Raw genomic sequence first — 17,401 nt, forward strand, 5'->3', positions numbered from 1 at the left:
CCCAGCGGAGGAGAGACCCCGATGAACGAGAAGACGCCCAGGGACATCGCCGTCGACGACCAGCTGCGGGCCGCCGGCGCGGAGGGCGCCCGGTGGCTCACCGCCTCCGGGTGGGGGCCGCCCGTCAGGGTGCCTTTGCAGCACGCGGCGAAGTGGCAGCAGGAGACCCGGGCCCGGATGCTGGCGGCCCAGCAGGACGAGTCCTGCACGTGGTGCGACCACCTGCTGTACGGCGGCCCCCAGCCCGTCGTCGTGCACGCGGAACACCCGACCCACCTGATCTGCCGCGCCTGCTCGGTCGCCGCCCGCCCCCGCCGCATCTGCCTGGACTGTGGGGAGCCGGCCTCCTCCGAGTCCCCGGCCGACGGGCGCGAGGACGTCTTCATGGGCGCGGTGGCGATCTACACCCGGCTGCGCTGTGTCGCCTGCCACCGGTCCGACCCGCTCGACGGCACCTTCGGCAAGCTCGCCTGACGGCCGCCCCGCCCCGCCCCGGCTCCGCCCCCGGCCCCGGCCCCGCCCCCGCCCCCGGCCGCGGCTCCGAGTGCCGCGGCGGACGTGCTCGGCGGAGGGCGGGTCCCCTTACGCCGCCCCGCCCGGGGTCGGCGGCCGCCAGTTGTACGTCCGGGCCGCGCGGCTCAGCAGGGCGCGGGCGGGGAGGAGGCCGGCGAGGGTGAGGGCGGTGGTGCGCAGGAGCGCGGCGGCGGGGGAGCGGAGGGCGACGAGGTCGCCGATGCGGCGGGAGCCGGCGACCACGGCGGAGGTGCGGGGCAGTCGGGCGGCGGTGTAGGCGGGCAGGGCGGCGGCGGGGTCGGTGCCGGGGGTGAGCGGGGAGGCCAGGACGAGGGCGTCCTCGATGGCCTGGCAGGCGCCCTGGCCCTGGAAGGGGCACATCGCGTGGGCGGCGTCGCCGAGGAGGGCGACCCGGCCGTAGTGGTGGGCGGGCAGCGGGTCGGCGAGGTCCCGGACGTCGTGGCGCAGGACCCGCTCGGGCTCGGCCAGGGCGAACAGTTGCGGTACGGGGGCGCACCAGTCGCCGTACCGGCGCAGGAGTTCGGCCCGCTCGTCCCCGTCGGCGGCCCGTTCACCGGCCGGGGCGAGGGCGGCGCCGTACACGTAGACCCGGCCGTCGGCGAGCGGGACGATCCCGGCGAGCTTCCCGCGGCCCCACACCTCGCCGGCGGCGGCCGGGAGGCGGCCGGGGGTGACGATGGTGCGCCAGGTGGTGAATCCGCTGTAGCGGGGGCCGGGGTGCCGGGGGAAGAGCAGGCTCCGGGTCGCGGAGTGGATGCCGTCGGCGGCGACGACCAGGTCGGCCGTCTCCTCCCCGTCGGCGGTGCGGACGACGGCGGGCCCGGTCGTGCTGCCGGGGGTGACGAGGGTGGCGGGCGAGCCGGTGCGGACGGTGCCCTCCGGGAGCGCGTCGACCAGGGCGGTGATGACGTCGGCGCGGGCGACGGCGGCGATGGTGTCGCCGAAGCGGGCCTCGAAGGCGGACGTGCTGGTGCGGACGAGCCAGCGGCCGGAGGGGTGGCGCAGGCCGACGGCGGGGTGCGGGGTGGCGAGGGCGCGCAGGTGCCCGCCGATGCCGAGCCGGTCGAGGCAGCGCAGGGCGTTGGGGGCCAGGGCGAGTCCGGCGCCGACGGGTTCGAGGGAGTCGGCGCGCTCGTGGACGCGGACGGGGACGCCCTGTCGGTGGAGGGCGAGGGCGGCGGCGAGGCCACCGATGCCGCCGCCGATGACGATCGCCTGGTGCAGGCCCATGAGGGGACTCCTCTTCTCGCGCGCTCTGGCCACTACAGGTGTAGTGTCCGGCGCTCGAAACGGTACTACATATGTAGTGAGTCGTAAACTACGGCTGTAGTGAGTTGGGGGAGCCTCTCCGGAAAGGCCATGATCGGACCCATGACACCCCCGCGCCCGACCCTGATCGCCGACGCCGCCATCGACCTGATCGCCGACGCCGGCCTGCGCGGGCTCACCCACCGCGCCGTGGACGACGCGTCCGGCCTGCCCGCCGGCTCGACCTCCAACCTCGCCCGGACCAGGGCCGCCCTGCTGGAGCTCGTGCTCACCCGGATCGTCGAGCGGGAGACCGCCGACTACCCCGTCCTCGTCGAGGGCGAGCTGCCGGAGGCCGCCGTCCCGCCGCGCGAGCTGCTGGCCGAGGTCGGCGCCGAGGTGCTCTTCCAGGCACTCACAGGCGGCCGCCGGATCACCCTGGCCCGCCTGGAGCTCGCCCTGGAGGCCACCCGCAGGCCCGAACTGCGCTCCCTCTACGACCGTCTGGGCGCGCGCTTCGCCCAGCGCGCCGCCGAGCTGCTCGCCGCCGCCGGTTCGAGCGACCCGACGGGTGACTCCCGCCGGTTGATCCGCTGGTGCGACGGCGTGCTGTTCAACGCGACGGCCGGCAGCGGGCACTGGCACGTGCCGATGCCCGAGGAGCTGCGCGAGGAGATCGACCGCTACCTCGCCGTGCTGCTCGACCGGTAGGCCTGGGATCCGGCGGCGCCCGCCTGTACTCCCGCTGCTCGATCAGGCAGGGGGAAGCATGGTGAACACGCTCGACATCGCGGTGCTGATCGTGATCGGGACGGCGCTGCTGTCGCGGCCGGCGACGCCGGCGGTGCTGGTGCGGGCCCAGGCGGCAACGCGCCGCCGGGCGTTGGCGGCCACCGGCGCCACGCCGCCCAGGCGCTCCCGGCACCGCCGAACCCGTACGCGCCCACCGCGCCGCCGCAGCCCCCGTACGTCCAGTCCCAGGCGCCGTACGTCCCCACGCAGTTCGCGCAGCCCGGCCCGCTCGCCCGGCCCGTCCCGGCCGCCCCGCCGGTGCTGCCGAGTCCCGTCGGCAACCCCCTCAGCCTCCACGAGCCCCGCACGATCGGCGGCTACCAGCTCCTCGGCCGGATCGGCTCCGGCGGCATGGGCACGGTCTACCTCGCCCAGCGCCAGGGCTCCGCCACCCAGGTCGCGCTCAAGACCATCAACCTCGAACTCCTCGACGACGCCGACCTGTTGCGCCGCTTCCAGCGCGAGTCCGAAGTGCTGGCGATGGTGCCGGGCGCCTGCACCGCCCGGGTGCTCGACACCGGCGTGGACTCCGGACGCCCTTACCCGGCCATGGAGTTGCTGGACGCCCGCCCGCTGGACGCCTACCTGCGCGAGCAGGGGCCGATCCGCTCCGCGGAGGCGCTGCGCACCCTCGCACTGGCGCCGGCCGTGGCGCTGTCGGGGGTGCACCGGTTGGGGCTCGTCCGCCGGGCCTCAAGCCCGCCGACATCATGCTGACCACGGCCGGCCCGCGTCTGCTGGACTTCGGCATCGCGGCGATCGTGGACGGCACCCGGCCGACCGCCACCGGCGGCGGCCCGGGCACCCTGACGTACATGGCGCCGGAGCGGTTCGGCGAGGAGCGGGTCGGTCCGGCGGCCGACGTGTGGGCCTGGGCGTGCTGCGTGGTGTGCGCGGCGCACGGCTCCAGCCCGTTCGCGGCGACCAGCACCGGAGCGGTGATCCGCCGGATCGTGGAGACCGGGCCCGAGCCCGCGGCGACGGCGGCGGTCCGGGCCGTCGAGCCGGCGCTCGCCGCCGTCGTCACCCGCGCGCTGGCCATCGGCCCGGAGCAGCGCCCGGCGGACGGTACGGCCCCTGCTGGCGGCGCCGGCGGCCGCCCAGTCGCCGGCGCCGGACCCGGCGGCCGTCCACGACCAGATCACCCGGGGTTGGCAGACCCTCGCGCTGTAGCGGAGGCGGCGAGCCCGGACCCGGCGCCCCGGCGACGGGGTGCGGTCCCGGACCACGGGACGGGGTGCGGCCGGGCACGACGGGGTGCGGCCGCGTCCGACAGGGTCCGGCCGGGGGCGGCTCAACCGTCGGACGCCACCCGCCCGGCGACGAGCCGGGCGCAGTCGTCCACCGAGGCCCGCGAGGTGTCGACGACCAGGTCGTAGCCGACGCCCTGGTGCACCGCCGAGGCCTGCGCGGCGGCCATCCCGGCCACCCGGTCGCCGCGCGCGGCCTCTCGCGCCGCGGCCACCGCAGGATCGCAGCGCACCCCGACCCAGAGCACGTCCAGACCCTCCAGTGCCGCCCGCCACCGGGCCTGCGAAGCAGCGCCGCCGAGGAACACCTCGTCCACCACGATCCGCGCCCCGGCCCGGGCCATCGCCGCCACCCCGAGCGTCCAGGCGGCGTCCAGCGCGGCGAAGACCGGGCCGACCTCGACCGTCCCGTTCCCGCCCTCCAGCCCGCCGATCCCCTCGCCGCCGTCGCGCAACGACGCCGGCAGCGCCTCGACCATGGTGTCCGCGCCGAGGTGCAGCCACGGGGCCGGCAGCAGGTCCTGCAGGCGCCGGGCGATGCTCGACTTGCCGGAGCTGGAACCGCCGTTGAGAACGATCACATGCATGGGCGGAGCCTATGGCCGCACACCCCGCGGCGTCGCCGCGTTATCCGGGGGCGCCCCAGGGGACGGGACGAGCCGTGGACTGCACGGCTCCGGAGGCTCCCGCCGCGAAGCCCGCCCCGGCCGCGAAGCCCGCCGCCGCGGCCGTGAAGGAGGACGCCAGCGCCGGCGCGCCCGCCCAGTGCAGGTGCAGGTAGGAGGCGTGCACGTTGCCGCCCGCGAAGCCCTCGGTGCGAGGGCCGGCGGGAAGGCGCCAGCCCCAGGCCGGGAGTTCGCCCGCCCCGGGTTCGCAGACCGTGCGGTGGAACTCGTGGCCGCGCAGCCTGGTGCCGGCCGGGCCCAGCGGGGAGTCGTGCAGGGCGACCGCCTCCCGGTAGCCGAGGGTGAGCCGCTCGGTCATCCGGGCGTCGGTGGCCAGCACGCCGCACATCGGCAGGCCGTCCAACTCCCGCCCCAGGTAGAGCAGTCCGGCGCACTCGGCGGCGATCGGCCCGCCCGCGGCGGCGAACCCGGCGATGGCGGCGCGAAGTTCGGCGTTGCCGCTCAACTCGCGTACGTACAGCTCCGGGAAGCCGCCGCCGATCACCAGGCCGGCCGTCCCCTCGGGCAGCGACGAGGCGCGCAGCGGGTCGAACGGGACCACCTCCGCGCCCGCCGCGCCGAGCAGTTCGGCGTTCTCCGCGTACGAGAAGGAGAAGGCCGCGCCGCCCGCCACCGCGATCCGCGGCCGGCCGGCCACCGGGGTGACCTCGGCCGACGGGTCCCACGGTTCGGCGTCCAGGTCCGGCGCCGTCCGGGCGAGTTCGAGCAGGGCGTCCAGGTCGACCGAGGAGGCCACCAGTTCACCCATGTCGGCGACCGCCCGCAGGGCCTCCGCCGAGCGCTCCACCGCCGGAATCAGCCCGAGGTGGCGGGACGGCGTGGCGACCGCCGCGGAGCGGCGCAGCGCGCCCAGCACCGGCACGCCGGAGCCCTCCTCCAGGGCCTCGCGCAGGAGGTGCTCGTGCCGGTCGGAGGCGACCCGGTTGAGGATCACTCCGGCGAGCCGCACCTGTGGGTCCCAGGAGGCGAAGCCGTGCACCAGCGCGGCGACCGAGCGGGACTGCGAGGAGCCGTCCACCACCAGCACCACCGGCGCCCGCAGCAGCTTGGAGACGTGCGCGGTGGAGGCCAGCTCCCCGCGCCCGGAGGCCCCGTCGAACAGGCCCATGACCCCCTCGACCACCGCGACGTCCGCCCCCGCCGCGCCGTGCAGGAACAGCGGTGCGATCCGCTCCGGCCCGCACAGGAATGCGTCCAGGTTGCGGCCCGGGCGCCCGGCGGCGAGCGCGTGGTAGCCCGGGTCGATGTAGTCGGGGCCGACCTTGTGCGGCGACACCGCCAGCCCGCGCGCGGCGAGCGCCGCGATCAGGCCGGTGGCGACGGTGGTCTTGCCGGCGCCCGAGGAGGGCGCGGCGACGACGAGGCGGGGGACGGTGCTCAACGGCCTACCACTCGATACCGCGCTGGCCCTTGCGGCCGGCGTCCATGGGGTGCTTGACCTTGGTCATCTCGGTGACCAGGTCGGCGAATCCGGTCAGCGCCTCGGGCGCGTACCGGCCGGTGATGACGACGTGCTGACTGCCCGGACGGTCCTTGAGTACGGCCACCACCTCGTCCGGGTCGACCCACCCCCAGTGCATCGGGTAGGTGAACTCGTCCAGCACGTAGAAGCGGTAGGTCTCGGCCGCAAGGTCCCGCTTGACCTGCTCCCAGCCCTCCTTGGCCGCCTCCTCGCTGGACATCTCCTGCTCGGCGGAGCGCTGGATCCAGGACCAGCCGGAGCCCATCTTGTGCCAGTCGACGGTGCCGCCCTCGCCGGAGGCGCCGAGCACGCGCAGCGCGTTCTCCTCGCCGACCTTCCACTTGGCGGACTTCACGAACTGGAACACCCCGACCGGCCAGCCCTGGTTCCAGGCCCGCAGCGCCATGCCGAACGCGGCCGTGGACTTGCCCTTGCCGGGGCCGGTGTGCACGGCGGTGATCGGCAGTGTACGGCGCTGACGGGTCGTCAGGCCGTCGTCGGGGACGCTCTCGGGGACACCCTTGGGCATGTCGGCTCAGGCCGCCTTTCGCATCGCGGTGGTTGCACGGTTCGCAGAACGGTTGTCGGACCGGCTCTCGCGGACGAGCGAGGCCACGCCCTCGGCGCGCAGCTCGTCCAGGCCGACGGTGGTGCCGCCGAGCAGCCCGGCCAGGGTGCGGGCCAGGCCCAGGCGGACCGGGCCGGACTCGCAGTCCAGCACCACGCTCGCCGTGCCCTGCGCCGCGAACAGCGCGGCCGCGCGGTGCGAGCGGGCGAGCGCGTCCCGCCCGCCGGTGGCCCGGCCGTCGGTCACCACGACCAGCAGCGGGCGCCGGCTCGGGTCGCGCAGCCGCTCCACCCGCAGCACCTCGTGCGCGCGCAGCAGGCCGGCGGCCAGCGGGGTCCGCCCGCCGGTGGGCAGCGACTCCAGCCGGGCCGCCCCGACCTCCACCGAGGAGGTGGGCGGCAGTGCCAGCTCGGCACCCGCGCCCCGGAAGGTGATCATGCCGATCTTGTCGCGGCGCTGGTAGGCGTCCATCAGCAGCGACAGCACCGCGCCCTTGACGGTGGTCATCCGCTGCCGGGCGGCCATCGACCCGGAGGCGTCCACCACGAACAGCACCAGGTTGGACTCCCGCCCCTGGCGCACCTGTTCGCGGAAGTCGTCCTTGTGCACCACCAGCGCCCGCCCGCTGCGCCCGCGCGCAGCCTGGTGCGGCGCGGCGGCCTGGAGGGTCGCGGTCAGGTGCAGCCGGCCGAGCGCGCCCTGCGGGCGGCGGGCGCGGATGGTGTGTCCGCCGGTGGTCTCGGCGGGGGAGCGGCGGCCCTGGGCGCCGTGACCGGTGCCCTTGACGGTGAACAGCTGGGTCCGGTACGGGTCCCCGGCCGCGACCGGCGCCGACTCCCGCGCGGGGGAGGGGTGTTGGGCGGGCACGGGCTGCCGCGCCGACTCCTCGGGGCCCTCGGGGGAGGGTGCCTCGGGGGCCGACGGCTCGGGAGCGGACCCCTCGGGGCCGCCGTCGGACGGCTCGGGCGCGCCGCCGCCGTCGGGGCCGCCCCCGTCCGGGCCGCCCTCCGGCCCGTCGCCGTCCGGCCCGTCGCCGTCCGGGCCGGACCCGTCGCCCTCGGGCTCAGGCTCCTCCTGCTGCGCGTGCTCCTCCAGCGTCCGGTCCAGCTGTTCCTCGTCCAGCCCCGGCGCGTCGAAGGGGTTGCGGCGGCGCCGGTGCGGCAGCGCCAGCTGCGCCGCCTTGCGGACGTCCTCCTCCTGCACCTCGGTGCGCCCGTCCCAGGCCGCCAGCGCGACGGCGGTGCGGGCCATCACGATGTCAGCGCGCAGCCCGTCCACCTCGAACGCGGCGCACACGGCGGTGATCTGACGCAGCGCCACATCGGTCAGCTCGACCTTGGGCAGCAACTCCCGCGCCGCGACGATGCGTTCGGCGAGAGCCCGCTCCTCCGCGGCGAACCGCTCGGCGAAGCCGGTCGGATCCGCGTCGTAGGCGAGCCGGCGGCGGACCACCTCGGCGCGCTCGGCCGGATCCCGGGTGGCGGCGATCTCGACGGTCAGGCCGAACCGGTCGAGCAGCTGCGGCCGCAGCTCGCCCTCCTCCGGGTTCATCGTGCCCACCAGCAGGAACCGGGCCGCGTGGCGCACCGACACGCCCTCGCGCTCGACGTAGGAGCGGCCCATCGCGGCGGCGTCCAGCAGCAGGTCCACCACGTGGTCCTGGAGCAGGTTCACCTCGTCGATGTAGAGCACGCCGCGGTGCGCCCTGGCGAGCAGCCCGGGCTCGTACGCCTTGACGCCCTCGGCCAGCGCCCGCTCCAGGTCGAGCGAGCCGACGATCCGGTCCTCGGCCACGCCGACCGGCAACTCGACCAGCTGGGCCGGCCGTTCGGAAGCGGGCGGGGAGACGTGCGGCCCGTCCGGGCACTGCGGGTCGGGCGCGGCCGGGTCGCAGGCGAAGCGGCAGTCGTCCACGGTGGCGATGGACGGCAGCAGGCCGGCCAGCGCGCGCACCATGGTCGACTTCGCGGTGCCCTTCTCACCGCGCACCAGCACGCCGCCCACGGCCGGGGAGACCGCGTTCAGCAGCAGCCCGAGCCGCAGGTCGGCCATGCCGACGATCGCGGTGAACGGATAGCGGACGTCACTCATGCCGTACCCCACTCCTGTCGTGCCCGGTTCCGCGGCACCGTCCGGTCCTGTGATCCTGCCCGGCTCCGTGATCCTGCCCGGCTCCGTGATCCTGCCCGGCTCTGCTGCCGTACTCGGCACTGCCGCCGTACCCGGCTCATGCGTCACTCCCAGGGGCCCCGGGCGGGACGAACGGCAGCGATCCGGCCGCCGGCACCCCGCCCTCGATCAGCTTCCACAGCGCGTCGGTGTCGGCGTGCTCCTCGATCAGGTCGCCCAGCCGGTCCAGCCGGGCCTCGCGCGCCGCGGCGAAGGAGGTGTCCGGGGCCGGGACGAACGCCCGGCCCGACAACGCGGCGACCTCGCGCAGGAGTTCGCGGCGGAACCCGTCGTTCTCCAGCGCGCCGTGCCAGGTCGTGCCCCAGGCCGGGCCCACCCGGCAGCCGTCCAGACTCCGCCCCCGGCCGTCGGAGACGAACGTGTCCCCGCCCTCGACGGTGACCACGCCGTGGTGGATCTCGTAGCCCTCCACCCGCTGCCCGTACGCCTCGCCGACCGGCCGCGCCAGCACCTTCTCGGCGCCGAACCGCACCTGCGTCGGCAGCAGGCCGAGGCCCTCGACGGCCCCCGCCCTCGACTCGACCTCGTCCACGATCGAGCGCGCCAGCATCTGGTAGCCGCCGCAGACCCCGAGGACCGGCAGCCCGGCCGCCGCCCGGGCCCGCAGCGCCGGCTCCAGACCGCGCTCGCGCAGCCAGGCGAGGTCGGCGACGGTGGCCCGGGTGCCGGGCAGCACCACCAGGTCGGCGTCGGCCAGCTCCTCCGGGCGGGTCGCCCAGCGCACCAGCACGCCCGGCTCCTGCGCGAGCGCGTCCATGTCGGTGAAGTTGGACAGCCGCGGGAAGCGCACCACGGCCACCCGCAGCACGTCCGCGCCGTACGGCCCGGGCCCGTCCGCCCGGTCCACCACCGTCGACAGGTCCAGCGAGTCCTCGGCGTCCAGCCAGAGCCCGGGCAGCATCGGCAGCGTGCCCAGCACCGGACGGCCGGTCAGCCCGTGCAGCATCTCCAGCCCGGGCGCGAGCAGCCGCGCGTCACCGCGGAACTTGTTGACGAACCAGCCGGCCACGTGCCGCTGGTCCTCCGCCGACAGCAGCGCCAGCGTCCCGTACATCGCCGCGAAGACCCCGCCGCGGTCGATGTCCCCGACCACCACCACCGGCAGGGCGGCGGCCGTCGCCAGGCCCATGTTGGCGATGTCGCGGTCGCGCAGGTTGATCTCGGCGGGCGAGCCCGCGCCCTCGCAGACCACCACGTCGTAGCGGCCACGCAGGTCCGCCAGGCACTCCAGGGCGCGCTCCAGCAGGACGGGCTTGCGCTCGCGGTAGTCCAGCGCGCCCACCTCCGCCACCGGCCTGCCGAGCAGCACCACCTGGCTGCGGCCGTCCGCGCCCGGCTTGAGCAGCACCGGGTTCATCGCCGCCTCCGGCTCCACCCGGGCGGCCTGCGCCTGCATCGCCTGGGCGCGGCCGATCTCGGCGCCGTCGGCGGTGACGAAGGAATTGAGCGACATGTTCTGCGCCTTGAACGGCGCGACCCGCACGCCCTGGCGGACGAGCCAACGGCAGATCCCGGCCGTCACCACGCTCTTGCCCGCGTCCGAGGTCGTCCCCGCGACCAGCAGCGCCTTGCTCATGCCCGTCCCCTCTTCCTCAGCAGCATCCGCAGCAGGACGTGCCCCGCGACCGTCGTACCCAGCGCCAGTGCGCCCACCCGCCGGGAGAGCGCACAGGCGCGCTCGATGTCGTCCACCGTCACCGGCCGCAGCTCCGCACCCAGTACGGGCCGGTGCTCCACCCTCTCGCCGTACCGCAGCGCCCCGCCCAGCCGTACGCCCACCGCGCCGGCGAACGCCGCCTCGGCCTGGCCCGCGTTCGGGCTCGGGTGCGCGGAGCCGTCGCGCCGCCAGACCCGCCAGGCCGTACGGGGCTCGGGCGCGGCGGCCACCGTCAGCAGCGCCGTCAGCCGGGCGCCCGGCCAGCCCGCCAGGTCGTCCAGCCGGGCCGAGGCCCAGCCGAACCGGGCGTAGCGCGGCGAGCGGTGGCCCACCATCGCGTCCAGGGTGTTCACGGCGCGGAAGGCCAGCAGGCCGGGCGTGCCGGCCAGGGCGCCCCAGGTCAGCGCGTTCACCACGGCGTCGGCGGTGTTCTCGGCCACCGACTCGACCACCGCCCGGGCGATCTGCTGCCCGTCCAGCGCGCTCGGGTCCCGCCCGCACAGGTGCGGCAGCCGCTCCCGGGCGGCCGCGAGGTCGCCCGCGGCCAGCGAGCGGCCGATGGTGCGCGCCTCCCGGGTCAGCGAGGTGCCGCCGAGCACCGTCCAGGTCGCGGCCGCCGCCAGCACCGCCCGGCCCAGCGGACGCCGGCCCACCGTACGGTCCAGGGCGAGCGCGCCCGCCGCGACCGCGCCCACGCACAGCGCCGTGTACCCGGCCCCCGCGCCGCGGTCGTCGCGCCACAGCCGACGCTCCAGCCGGGTCGCGGCGCTGCCGAAGACGGCCACCGGATGGCCCCGGCGGGGGTCGGCGAAGCGGGCGTCGGCGACATGGCCCGCGACGGCGCCGAGCGCGAACGCGGCGGCGCGGGCCAGCGGGCGCGGCGAGGAGGAGGGCCCGAGCGGGGTCATCGGGGGCACGGCGGAAGGCAGCTCGGAGTCCGGTGGGGCGGGGCAGCCTGCATCGCGTGCGTGTCCTCACTCAGGGTCCGCGCCCTGGATCGACGTGACGGGGGCGAGAGTCTCCTGGCTTCCGGGTCGAACGCACCCCCGGAGCCTTCCAGCGGCCGTCGACGGCCGCCGTGGCGATGTTCCGAGCGTGCTCCCCGGTGACAGTGGCGGGACCGCGCCGGAATTCCACCGGCTTCCTCTCCATGCCTCCGTTTGGCCCCAGGATCCCATCACGGGCCCGAACCGGGAGTCAACCGAGGTCACGGAGGGGTTGGTCACACGCGGACGCCGCCGACAGGCCGGGGATCGTCCGGCGCGGGGCCGCTGACACGCCGGGGGATCCCCGGCGCGGCACCGGGCCGCGGCCGGGCCGCTTCGTGCGTTCGGCGGCTGGGGCAGGACCGGGGCCACGCCTGCGGTTCGGTGGCAGGCACCGCGGAAAGCCCCCGCCGCCGCCCTCGCCGCCCTCGCCGCCCTCGCCGCCCGCTTCCGGTACCTCCTCGGCGCCGCCGGGCCGCCGCCCGGGTGACCCGGACGGCCCAGCCCGGTGGCCGGGCGGACGGAGCGCCGGTGAACTGGTGCCCGAACACCGTCCGGTCCGTGAGCAACAGAGCGGGGAGCGAAATGCGTTGGGGAACCGCCGCCGTCGTGGCGGCCGCCGCGGTCGGGGCCGCCGTGCTGGTGATCGGCCGTCGGGCCTCCGAGCGGACGGTCCGTCCGGTGGCCGCCGTCCCGGAGTCCGGGCCGGTCGTGGTCCGCGGCCTCGCCCCCGGCCGCGTCACCTTCACCCGCGGCCCCGAGAGCCTGCGCCCCGGCCGCTGGGCGGTCGAGTGGGCGGACGGCGGGCACGCGGTCGTCGAGGAGGTCCTGCACAGCGACGAGCGGGGCGTCACCCGCCGGCTGCTCCGCGCCGACCGGGGCACGCTCACCCCCGGCACCGAGGTCCGCTTCACCCCCCGGGTCCACCTCGGCGACCCCACCGAGGCACTCGGCCTCCCCTTCACCGACACCACCGCCGACGGCGAGCTCGGCGCCCTTCCCGCCTGGCGGCTCGACGGCAAGCGCGGCACCTGGGTGATCCTGGTGCACGGCCCCGAGGCCGACCGCCAGCAGACCCTCCCGGTGCTCCCCGTCCTCGACCGGCTCGGCCTGCCCGCCCTCGCCGTCACCTACCGCGGCGACCAGGGTGCCCCCGCCTCCCCGGACGGGCTCAGCCACTTCGGCGAGACCGAGTGGCGCGACATCGAGGCGGCGGTACGGCTGGCGCTCGACAGCGGCGGGGGCAAGGTGATCCTCTACGGCTGGTCGGTCGGCGCGACCACGGCCCTCCAGACCGCGGCCCGCACCGCCTGGCCGCACGCCGTCAGCGGCCTCATCCTCGACTCGCCGGTGCTCGACCTCCCGGTCTCCGCCCGCCGGGACGCCGCCCGGGCCGGCTTCCAGGGCGTCGCCGCCGAGCTCGGGGCCCTGGCCGCGGAGGGCCGCACCGGCGTCGACCTCGCCGACTTCGCCCGCATCGCCGACGGCACCGACCTGCGGGTGCCCACCCTTCTCCTGCACAGCCCCGAGGACCGGATCGCGCCCTTCGGCACCGCCGAGAAGCTGGCCGCCGCCCGTCGCGACGTGGTCAGCCTCCAGGCCTTCCCCGGTGCCGACCACGCCACCCTCTGGAACACCGCTCCCGACCGGTACACCGAACTGCTCCGCCGCTGGCTCACGCCGCTGCTGTAGGGCGCCGCCGGCGGGTCCTCGCCGGCACGTCTCCCGGACGTGCCGCGGTCGGTGCTCCGCTTCCGCCCCTGCGGATCGGAACGCGGCCCCACCGCCGAGGTCGGAGCGGGCCCGTTGGGTCGACCCGTCGATCCGATCCGTCCGATCCATCCGATTCGTCCGACAGGATCCGCGAGGCCCGCAAGACCCACGGGCCGCGCCCTCGCCCCCCTCCTCGTGCGGGCGTTTCCGGCTGGGCCGCGCCGGCTTTTCCGGCGCGCTTCCCCCCTGCCCACGAATGAACGTTTCCCCCATTCCGCCGTAGGCGCGCGAGAAGTCGGCCGGTCCGACTTCTCGCGCGGCACGATCCCCCCGCCCCGCCCGTCATCCGTCCGGATTCGGACTGGACAGCTCCGCCGGAAGTCGGCGGAAGGGGATTCCCCGTGCGACCGGCGCGAAAACCACCCCGATGTCAGGGGCAACAATTTGCCCGGCCACTGACCCCCCACCCGTACGCACGGTAACCGCCCGAGCATTCCCGGCGACCAGGATGATGCGAGTGGCATGGGCAGGTCACACGTTTCCGGCCAGGCGGTTTGCCGCTGTTGCCCGATCTTGCGGAGGTGCCGCCACCGGTCGCCCGGTCGTACGGACAACCGGATGTGACAGAAGGCCGGTACAAGGGGAAGACTGCTCGACGTGACGTCTCGGAACCCGCGCGACCGTGATGCCCCGCTCCCGCCGACGATCGGTACCGGTGCGACGGTGACCCGTCTCCCCGGAACGGCCCAACGGCCCGCCGGTGGCAGGCCGGGCGGGGCGGGTGTCCCCCGTAACGGAGTACCCCGGCGGCGAGGGCCCGCTCCGGCTCCCGGGCGGGGCAGGGTTCCCGTGCCCGAGGGCTTCCCGGCACCCGCCGAGCTGGCGCCGCTGGCCCGCCGGATGCTGGTGGACGCCGTCCGCGTCGCCCGCTGGGCCGGTGAGCTGGCCGAGGTCGACAAGCGCGGCGAACTGCTCCCCGAGGACGCCCGCGAGGCCGGCCGGGCGCTGGCCATGACGGTCGGCGCCGCCGCCAAGGCATGGGGGCAGGCGCTGCTGGTGGGCCTCGTGGAGCCCCGGGACGGCGGAGCCGGCCCCGGCTGGCGCCTGCACGCCTGGGAGCACGACGACGAGGCCGTGGTGCGCGGATGGTCGGCGATGTTCGACGCCTGGACCCTGCTCGCCCCGGTGCCGCCCGCCGCGCTGCGCGGCGTGTTCGCCGTGCTGGCCGGGCAGGCCGTGGACCAGGCCCCGCAGCTGCTCTCCTTCCTGCACCTGGTGGACGGCCCCGTCGCCGAGAGCGAACTGCTGGAACTGCTGCGCCGGGGCCTGGACGAGCGCCGGGTCGGCACCGGCCTCGGCGGACCGGGGCTGTCGCCGGTGCCGCACGCGGCCTCCGCCGTCTCCGCCGTCCGCGGCACCTGCCGCGCGCCGCAGATCGACACCCCGGCCGCGCCGGCCGACGTGGCCGCCGTCCTGGACTGGATGCTCGACGGCCTGGAGGCCGTCGGCGCCCTGGTGCGCAGGAACGATGCCGCGGAGCTGTCGCCGCTCGGCCACTGGGCGGTGCGGGCCAAGCTGGAGGAGATCTGCACGGTCGCGCAGACCGCGGCCGGGCACATCGAGCAGAGCGCCTTCGAGCTGCTGAACGCGTGTGCGGACTACTCGCCGGGCCCGGCCCGCGCCGAGTTCCGGGCGTGGGTCGCGGCCCGTCCGGCGGACCGGGCCGTGGGCGAGCTGCTGGAGGCCGCCCGGGGCGACGACGCGCTGGTGCGCGGACTGGCCTTCGAGGCGCTGAGGGTGGCCGGTGGCCCGGCCGAGCAGGCGGTGCGCGCGGCGGTGGACGCGCCGGTGCTGCGCCCCTATGCGCTGCTGTGGCTGGCGGAGCGCGCCGACGAGGGCGTCTCCCCGGCGGACGTGCTGGGTGCGGAGGACGCGGCCTGGCTCTGGGTGGACACCGCGGCCGCGGTGCTCGACCACGGCGAGACCGAGCTGCTGGTGGGCCATGTCGAGGGCGCCTCGGCGGGCGACCCGGTCCGGCTGTTCGCCCGGGCCCGGCAGTCCGGTCACCCGCGGGCGGCCTCGGTGCTGACGGCGGTCTCGGGCGTGCACCCGGACCCGGGCGTGGCCCGGGCGGCCCGCCGCTCGGCGTTCAGCGTGCACACCGGTGGCGCCTGAGTTTTATGACTTTTGCGGGGACGTTCGGGGTCCACGGCGACCGCGACGGCGGCTCCGGCGTCCGCCGTCGAGGTCCGCTCCGCTCTCCGCTCGGGTCTCCGCTCGGACGGCGCCTGAGCCCCGCACCCGCGCCGCTCGATTGTTATGACATACGAGAAGGGCCCGGAACCAATAGGTTCCGGGCCCTGACTCTTATGACTTTTGCGGGGACTCAGCCGAGCCGGGACTCCGCCCGCCGGGCGCGGACGTCGCCGACCTTCTGCCCCACCTTGCGGCGGATGACCAGCAGCGGTGCCATCGCCGCGAGCGTGATCTGGGCGAACGCGCCGACGTGCATCAGCTGGTTGCCACCGGGCAGGCCGGTGGCCCAGGCGGCCAGGCAGCCGATGGAGACCACGATCCAGCAGAGCGTCGCGGTGGCCAGCAGCCCCTGCGGCTTCGGGTACTCGATCCGGCTGACCATCAGGTACGCGGCGCCGAAGATGGCGAGCAGACCGGGCAGGAACGGCGGGTCGAGCAGCACGATGGCGATCACCGTCATCGCGCCCATCGGGCAGGGCATGCCCTGGAACACCCCGGGCCGCATCTTGACGGCCGAGAAGCGGGCCAGCCGCAGGACCACCGCGAGCAGCACCGTGATGGCGATGAGCGCCGACAGCTTGCTGTTGGAGCCCTGGGAGACCATGCCCCAGACCGCGACGAAGTAGGCCGGCGCGATGCCGAAGCTGATCAGGTCCGCCAGGTTGTCCAGTTCCGCTCCGAGGGCGGAGGAGCGCAGCTTGCGCGCCACCAGGCCGTCGAAGAGGTCGCACATCGAGCCGATCAGCAGCAGCGTGACCGCGGTGGCGGCGCTGTGCCGGTCCGGAGCGGCGTCCGGGTTGGTGATGTGCGGGACCAGGACCCCGGTGGTGATCGAGTAGATCGCCAGGAAGCCGCAGACGGCGTTCCCCAGGGTCAGGAAGTCGGCGGTGGACAGGTGCTGAGGAGAGCGCGGGGCGCGCAGCTCGCGGTCGCGCGCCCAGCGGCGGCGGCGCAGGGCCGTCTCCTCGTCGTCCAGGCCGACGATTGTCTCAGGATCAGTCACGGTCAAGGCGCGTCACCCCGGCTGTGGTCTTCTGGCCGACCTCGACGCCGACCTCGACGCCGGCCGGCAGGTAGGTGTCGACCCGGGACCCGAACCGGATCAGACCGATCCGGTCGCCCTGCTCGACCTTGGTTCCGGCGTCCACGTACGGCACGATGCGTCGGGCCACGGCCCCCGCGATCTGCACCATCTCGATGTCGCCGAGCTCGGTGTCGAAGTGCCAGACGACCCGCTCGTTCTGGTCGCTGTCCTTGTTGAACGCGGGGACGAAGCCGCCCGCGACGTGCTCGACCGACGTCACCGTGCCCGGCAGGGGCGCGCGGTTGACGTGGACGTTGAGCGGGCTCATGAAGATCGCGACCCGGGTGCGGCCGTCCGGCCAGGCGTCGATGCTCTGCACCACGCCGTCGGCGGGGGAGATCACTCTGCCCGTGCCGATCTCACGCTCGGGGTCGCGGAAGAACCACAGCATGCCCGCGCTGAGCGCGCAGGCGGGTACCGCAGCCAGGGCCCACTTGCCGCTGCGCCGGGTGAGGGCGGTGGTCACGGCGGCCGTGGCGAGAGTGGGGACGAACCAGGGGGTGGCTCCGCGCGCGATGGTCACGCGGGGTCGCCGACCGGCCGTCGGGGCTGCGAGGGCATCGCGGTCCGTGACGGAGGTGTGAGGGGACGGGCTGATGGGCATCGAAGACCTTTGTCGCGGGGGATCATGGCCGCTGGACGGGGGCCACCGCGGGATCGGTAATAGAGGGACGGCTTGCTGTCCCGGTGGATGCTATCGGGAGCACACGGTGGGTGGGCAACCCGCCTGCTCGTTCATGTGTCCGGTGGCGGCGCGTGTGCGCGTCCACTCCTACGACCGTAGCTCGACCCGGTCCGGTTCCCAAGGGACCCGACAGGGCTGGTGACTCTTGTCTCAACGGGTACGCCGACGGAACCCGGCGGGGCGAAACGGCCGTAGCGGCCGCAAGCGGGTGTGCGGAAGCGGCCGCCGGGCGTGTCGTTGCAGCTGTACGCCCTGCGGCCGCTTCCGGAGGGCCGTGCCGGACCCAGGCG

At 75.9% G+C, this 17,401-nt stretch carries 16 protein-coding genes and 1 riboswitch; of the genes, 6 read left to right on the forward strand and 10 right to left on the reverse strand.

Annotated features, from left to right (window positions below; all coding sequences use genetic code 11):
• The first annotated feature begins 21 nt into the window (after positions 1-21).
• Complete coding sequence (locus ACZ6EM_RS16280) at positions 22-474, forward strand: hypothetical protein (RefSeq protein WP_452179861.1); 453 nt, start codon at positions 22-24, stop codon at positions 472-474.
• Positions 475-582: 108 nt separating this feature from the next.
• Here the strand turns inward: ACZ6EM_RS16280 and ACZ6EM_RS16285 are convergent, their stop codons facing one another.
• Entirely contained in the window at positions 583-1,764 is a 1,182-nt protein-coding gene (locus ACZ6EM_RS16285; RefSeq protein WP_401050386.1) for an FAD-dependent monooxygenase, read from the reverse strand.
• Positions 1,765-1,905: 141 nt separating this feature from the next.
• Here ACZ6EM_RS16285 and ACZ6EM_RS16290 point away from each other — a divergent pair, with 141 nt between their 5' ends.
• Positions 1,906-2,493 (forward strand): TetR/AcrR family transcriptional regulator, encoded by a 588-nt coding sequence (locus ACZ6EM_RS16290; protein WP_401050389.1) that lies wholly within the window; start codon positions 1,906-1,908, stop codon positions 2,491-2,493.
• Between the two features lie 42 nt (positions 2,494-2,535).
• On the opposite strand, the gene ACZ6EM_RS16295 is transcribed toward ACZ6EM_RS16290, so the two are convergent.
• Positions 2,536-2,685 carry a hypothetical protein gene (locus tag ACZ6EM_RS16295; protein ID WP_452179858.1) on the reverse strand — a complete coding sequence of 50 codons (150 nt, stop codon included), beginning with the start codon at positions 2,683-2,685 and terminating at the stop codon, positions 2,536-2,538.
• 147 nt (positions 2,686-2,832) lie between these two features.
• Between ACZ6EM_RS16295 and ACZ6EM_RS16300 the strand changes: the two genes are divergently transcribed.
• Together ACZ6EM_RS16300 and ACZ6EM_RS16305 are read left to right on the forward strand one after the other, a co-directional pair.
• Complete coding sequence (locus ACZ6EM_RS16300; RefSeq protein ID WP_465772585.1) at positions 2,833-3,291, forward strand: protein kinase domain-containing protein; 459 nt, start codon at positions 2,833-2,835, stop codon at positions 3,289-3,291.
• Positions 3,285-3,953: a protein kinase domain-containing protein gene (locus ACZ6EM_RS16305; protein WP_465772586.1), complete on the forward strand. Its 669-nt coding sequence runs from the start codon at positions 3,285-3,287 to the stop codon at positions 3,951-3,953. The genes ACZ6EM_RS16300 and ACZ6EM_RS16305 overlap by 7 nt, the downstream gene beginning before the upstream one ends.
• On the opposite strand, the gene cpt is transcribed toward ACZ6EM_RS16305, so the two are convergent.
• From cpt to ACZ6EM_RS16335, 6 genes are all read right to left on the reverse strand, one after another.
• Entirely contained in the window at positions 3,869-4,405 is a 537-nt protein-coding gene (gene cpt, locus ACZ6EM_RS16310) for a chloramphenicol phosphotransferase CPT (RefSeq protein ID WP_465772618.1), read from the reverse strand. The two genes, ACZ6EM_RS16305 and cpt, sit on opposite strands and share 85 nt — an antisense overlap.
• Before the next feature lie 46 nt (positions 4,406-4,451).
• A complete protein-coding gene (locus ACZ6EM_RS16315; RefSeq protein ID WP_465772587.1) occupies positions 4,452-5,891 on the reverse strand; it encodes a cobyrinate a,c-diamide synthase in 1,440 nt (479 codons plus the stop codon).
• A gap of 4 nt (positions 5,892-5,895) precedes the next feature.
• Positions 5,896-6,501 carry a cob(I)yrinic acid a,c-diamide adenosyltransferase gene (cobO, locus tag ACZ6EM_RS16320; RefSeq protein WP_049655361.1) on the reverse strand — a complete coding sequence of 202 codons (606 nt, stop codon included), beginning with the start codon at positions 6,499-6,501 and terminating at the stop codon, positions 5,896-5,898.
• A 6-nt stretch (positions 6,502-6,507) separates the two neighbouring features.
• Positions 6,508-8,631: a putative cobaltochelatase gene (locus tag ACZ6EM_RS16325; RefSeq protein WP_465772588.1), complete on the reverse strand. Its 2,124-nt coding sequence runs from the start codon at positions 8,629-8,631 to the stop codon at positions 6,508-6,510.
• A 136-nt stretch (positions 8,632-8,767) separates the two neighbouring features.
• Entirely contained in the window at positions 8,768-10,306 is a 1,539-nt protein-coding gene (locus ACZ6EM_RS16330; RefSeq protein WP_465772589.1) for a cobyric acid synthase, read from the reverse strand.
• Positions 10,303-11,295: a cobalamin biosynthesis protein gene (locus ACZ6EM_RS16335; RefSeq protein WP_452182124.1), complete on the reverse strand. Its 993-nt coding sequence runs from the start codon at positions 11,293-11,295 to the stop codon at positions 10,303-10,305. Before ACZ6EM_RS16335 ends, ACZ6EM_RS16330 begins: the two co-directional genes overlap by 4 nt.
• Positions 11,296-11,402: 107 nt before the next feature.
• Positions 11,403-11,534: riboswitch (cobalamin riboswitch) on the reverse strand.
• A gap of 424 nt (positions 11,535-11,958) precedes the next feature.
• Between ACZ6EM_RS16335 and ACZ6EM_RS16340 the strand changes: the two genes are divergently transcribed.
• Both ACZ6EM_RS16340 and ACZ6EM_RS16345 read left to right on the forward strand, forming a co-directional pair.
• Positions 11,959-13,065: an alpha/beta hydrolase gene (locus ACZ6EM_RS16340; protein WP_465772590.1), complete on the forward strand. Its 1,107-nt coding sequence runs from the start codon at positions 11,959-11,961 to the stop codon at positions 13,063-13,065.
• Positions 13,066-13,935: 870 nt separating this feature from the next.
• On the forward strand, positions 13,936-15,261 hold the full coding sequence (locus ACZ6EM_RS16345) for a hypothetical protein (protein ID WP_380545356.1): 1,326 nt from the start codon (positions 13,936-13,938) through the stop codon (positions 15,259-15,261).
• Positions 15,262-15,472: 211 nt separating this feature from the next.
• On the opposite strand, the gene ACZ6EM_RS16350 is transcribed toward ACZ6EM_RS16345, so the two are convergent.
• Together ACZ6EM_RS16350 and ACZ6EM_RS16355 are read right to left on the reverse strand one after the other, a co-directional pair.
• Positions 15,473-16,351: a CDP-alcohol phosphatidyltransferase family protein gene (locus tag ACZ6EM_RS16350; protein ID WP_380354263.1), complete on the reverse strand. Its 879-nt coding sequence runs from the start codon at positions 16,349-16,351 to the stop codon at positions 15,473-15,475.
• Positions 16,338-17,030 carry a phosphatidylserine decarboxylase gene (locus ACZ6EM_RS16355; RefSeq protein ID WP_224280704.1) on the reverse strand — a complete coding sequence of 231 codons (693 nt, stop codon included), beginning with the start codon at positions 17,028-17,030 and terminating at the stop codon, positions 16,338-16,340. The genes ACZ6EM_RS16350 and ACZ6EM_RS16355 overlap by 14 nt, the downstream gene beginning before the upstream one ends.
• Positions 17,031-17,401: the final 371 nt, after the last annotated feature.

The sequence above is a fragment of the Kitasatospora sp. NPDC041917 genome, from assembly GCF_055589745.1.

What these genes read in the sequence shown, in the direction of transcription:
- ACZ6EM_RS16280 (WP_452179861.1), top strand. Translation starts at nt 22, where the DNA reads ATGAACGAGAAGACGCCCAGGGACATCGCCGTCGACGACCAGCTGCGG.
- ACZ6EM_RS16285 (WP_401050386.1), bottom strand. Translation starts at nt 1,764, where the DNA reads ATGGGCCTGCACCAGGCGATCGTCATCGGCGGCGGCATCGGTGGCCTC.
- ACZ6EM_RS16290 (WP_401050389.1), top strand. Translation starts at nt 1,906, where the DNA reads ATGACACCCCCGCGCCCGACCCTGATCGCCGACGCCGCCATCGACCTG.
- ACZ6EM_RS16305 (WP_465772586.1), top strand. Translation starts at nt 3,285, where the DNA reads ATGCTGACCACGGCCGGCCCGCGTCTGCTGGACTTCGGCATCGCGGCG.
- cobO (WP_049655361.1), bottom strand. Translation starts at nt 6,501, where the DNA reads ATGCCCAAGGGTGTCCCCGAGAGCGTCCCCGACGACGGCCTGACGACC.
- ACZ6EM_RS16325 (WP_465772588.1), bottom strand. Translation starts at nt 8,631, where the DNA reads ATGAGTGACGTCCGCTATCCGTTCACCGCGATCGTCGGCATGGCCGAC.
- ACZ6EM_RS16330 (WP_465772589.1), bottom strand. Translation starts at nt 10,306, where the DNA reads ATGAGCAAGGCGCTGCTGGTCGCGGGGACGACCTCGGACGCGGGCAAG.
- ACZ6EM_RS16335 (WP_452182124.1), bottom strand. Translation starts at nt 11,295, where the DNA reads ATGACCCCGCTCGGGCCCTCCTCCTCGCCGCGCCCGCTGGCCCGCGCC.
- ACZ6EM_RS16340 (WP_465772590.1), top strand. Translation starts at nt 11,959, where the DNA reads ATGCGTTGGGGAACCGCCGCCGTCGTGGCGGCCGCCGCGGTCGGGGCC.
- ACZ6EM_RS16355 (WP_224280704.1), bottom strand. Translation starts at nt 17,030, where the DNA reads ATGCCCATCAGCCCGTCCCCTCACACCTCCGTCACGGACCGCGATGCC.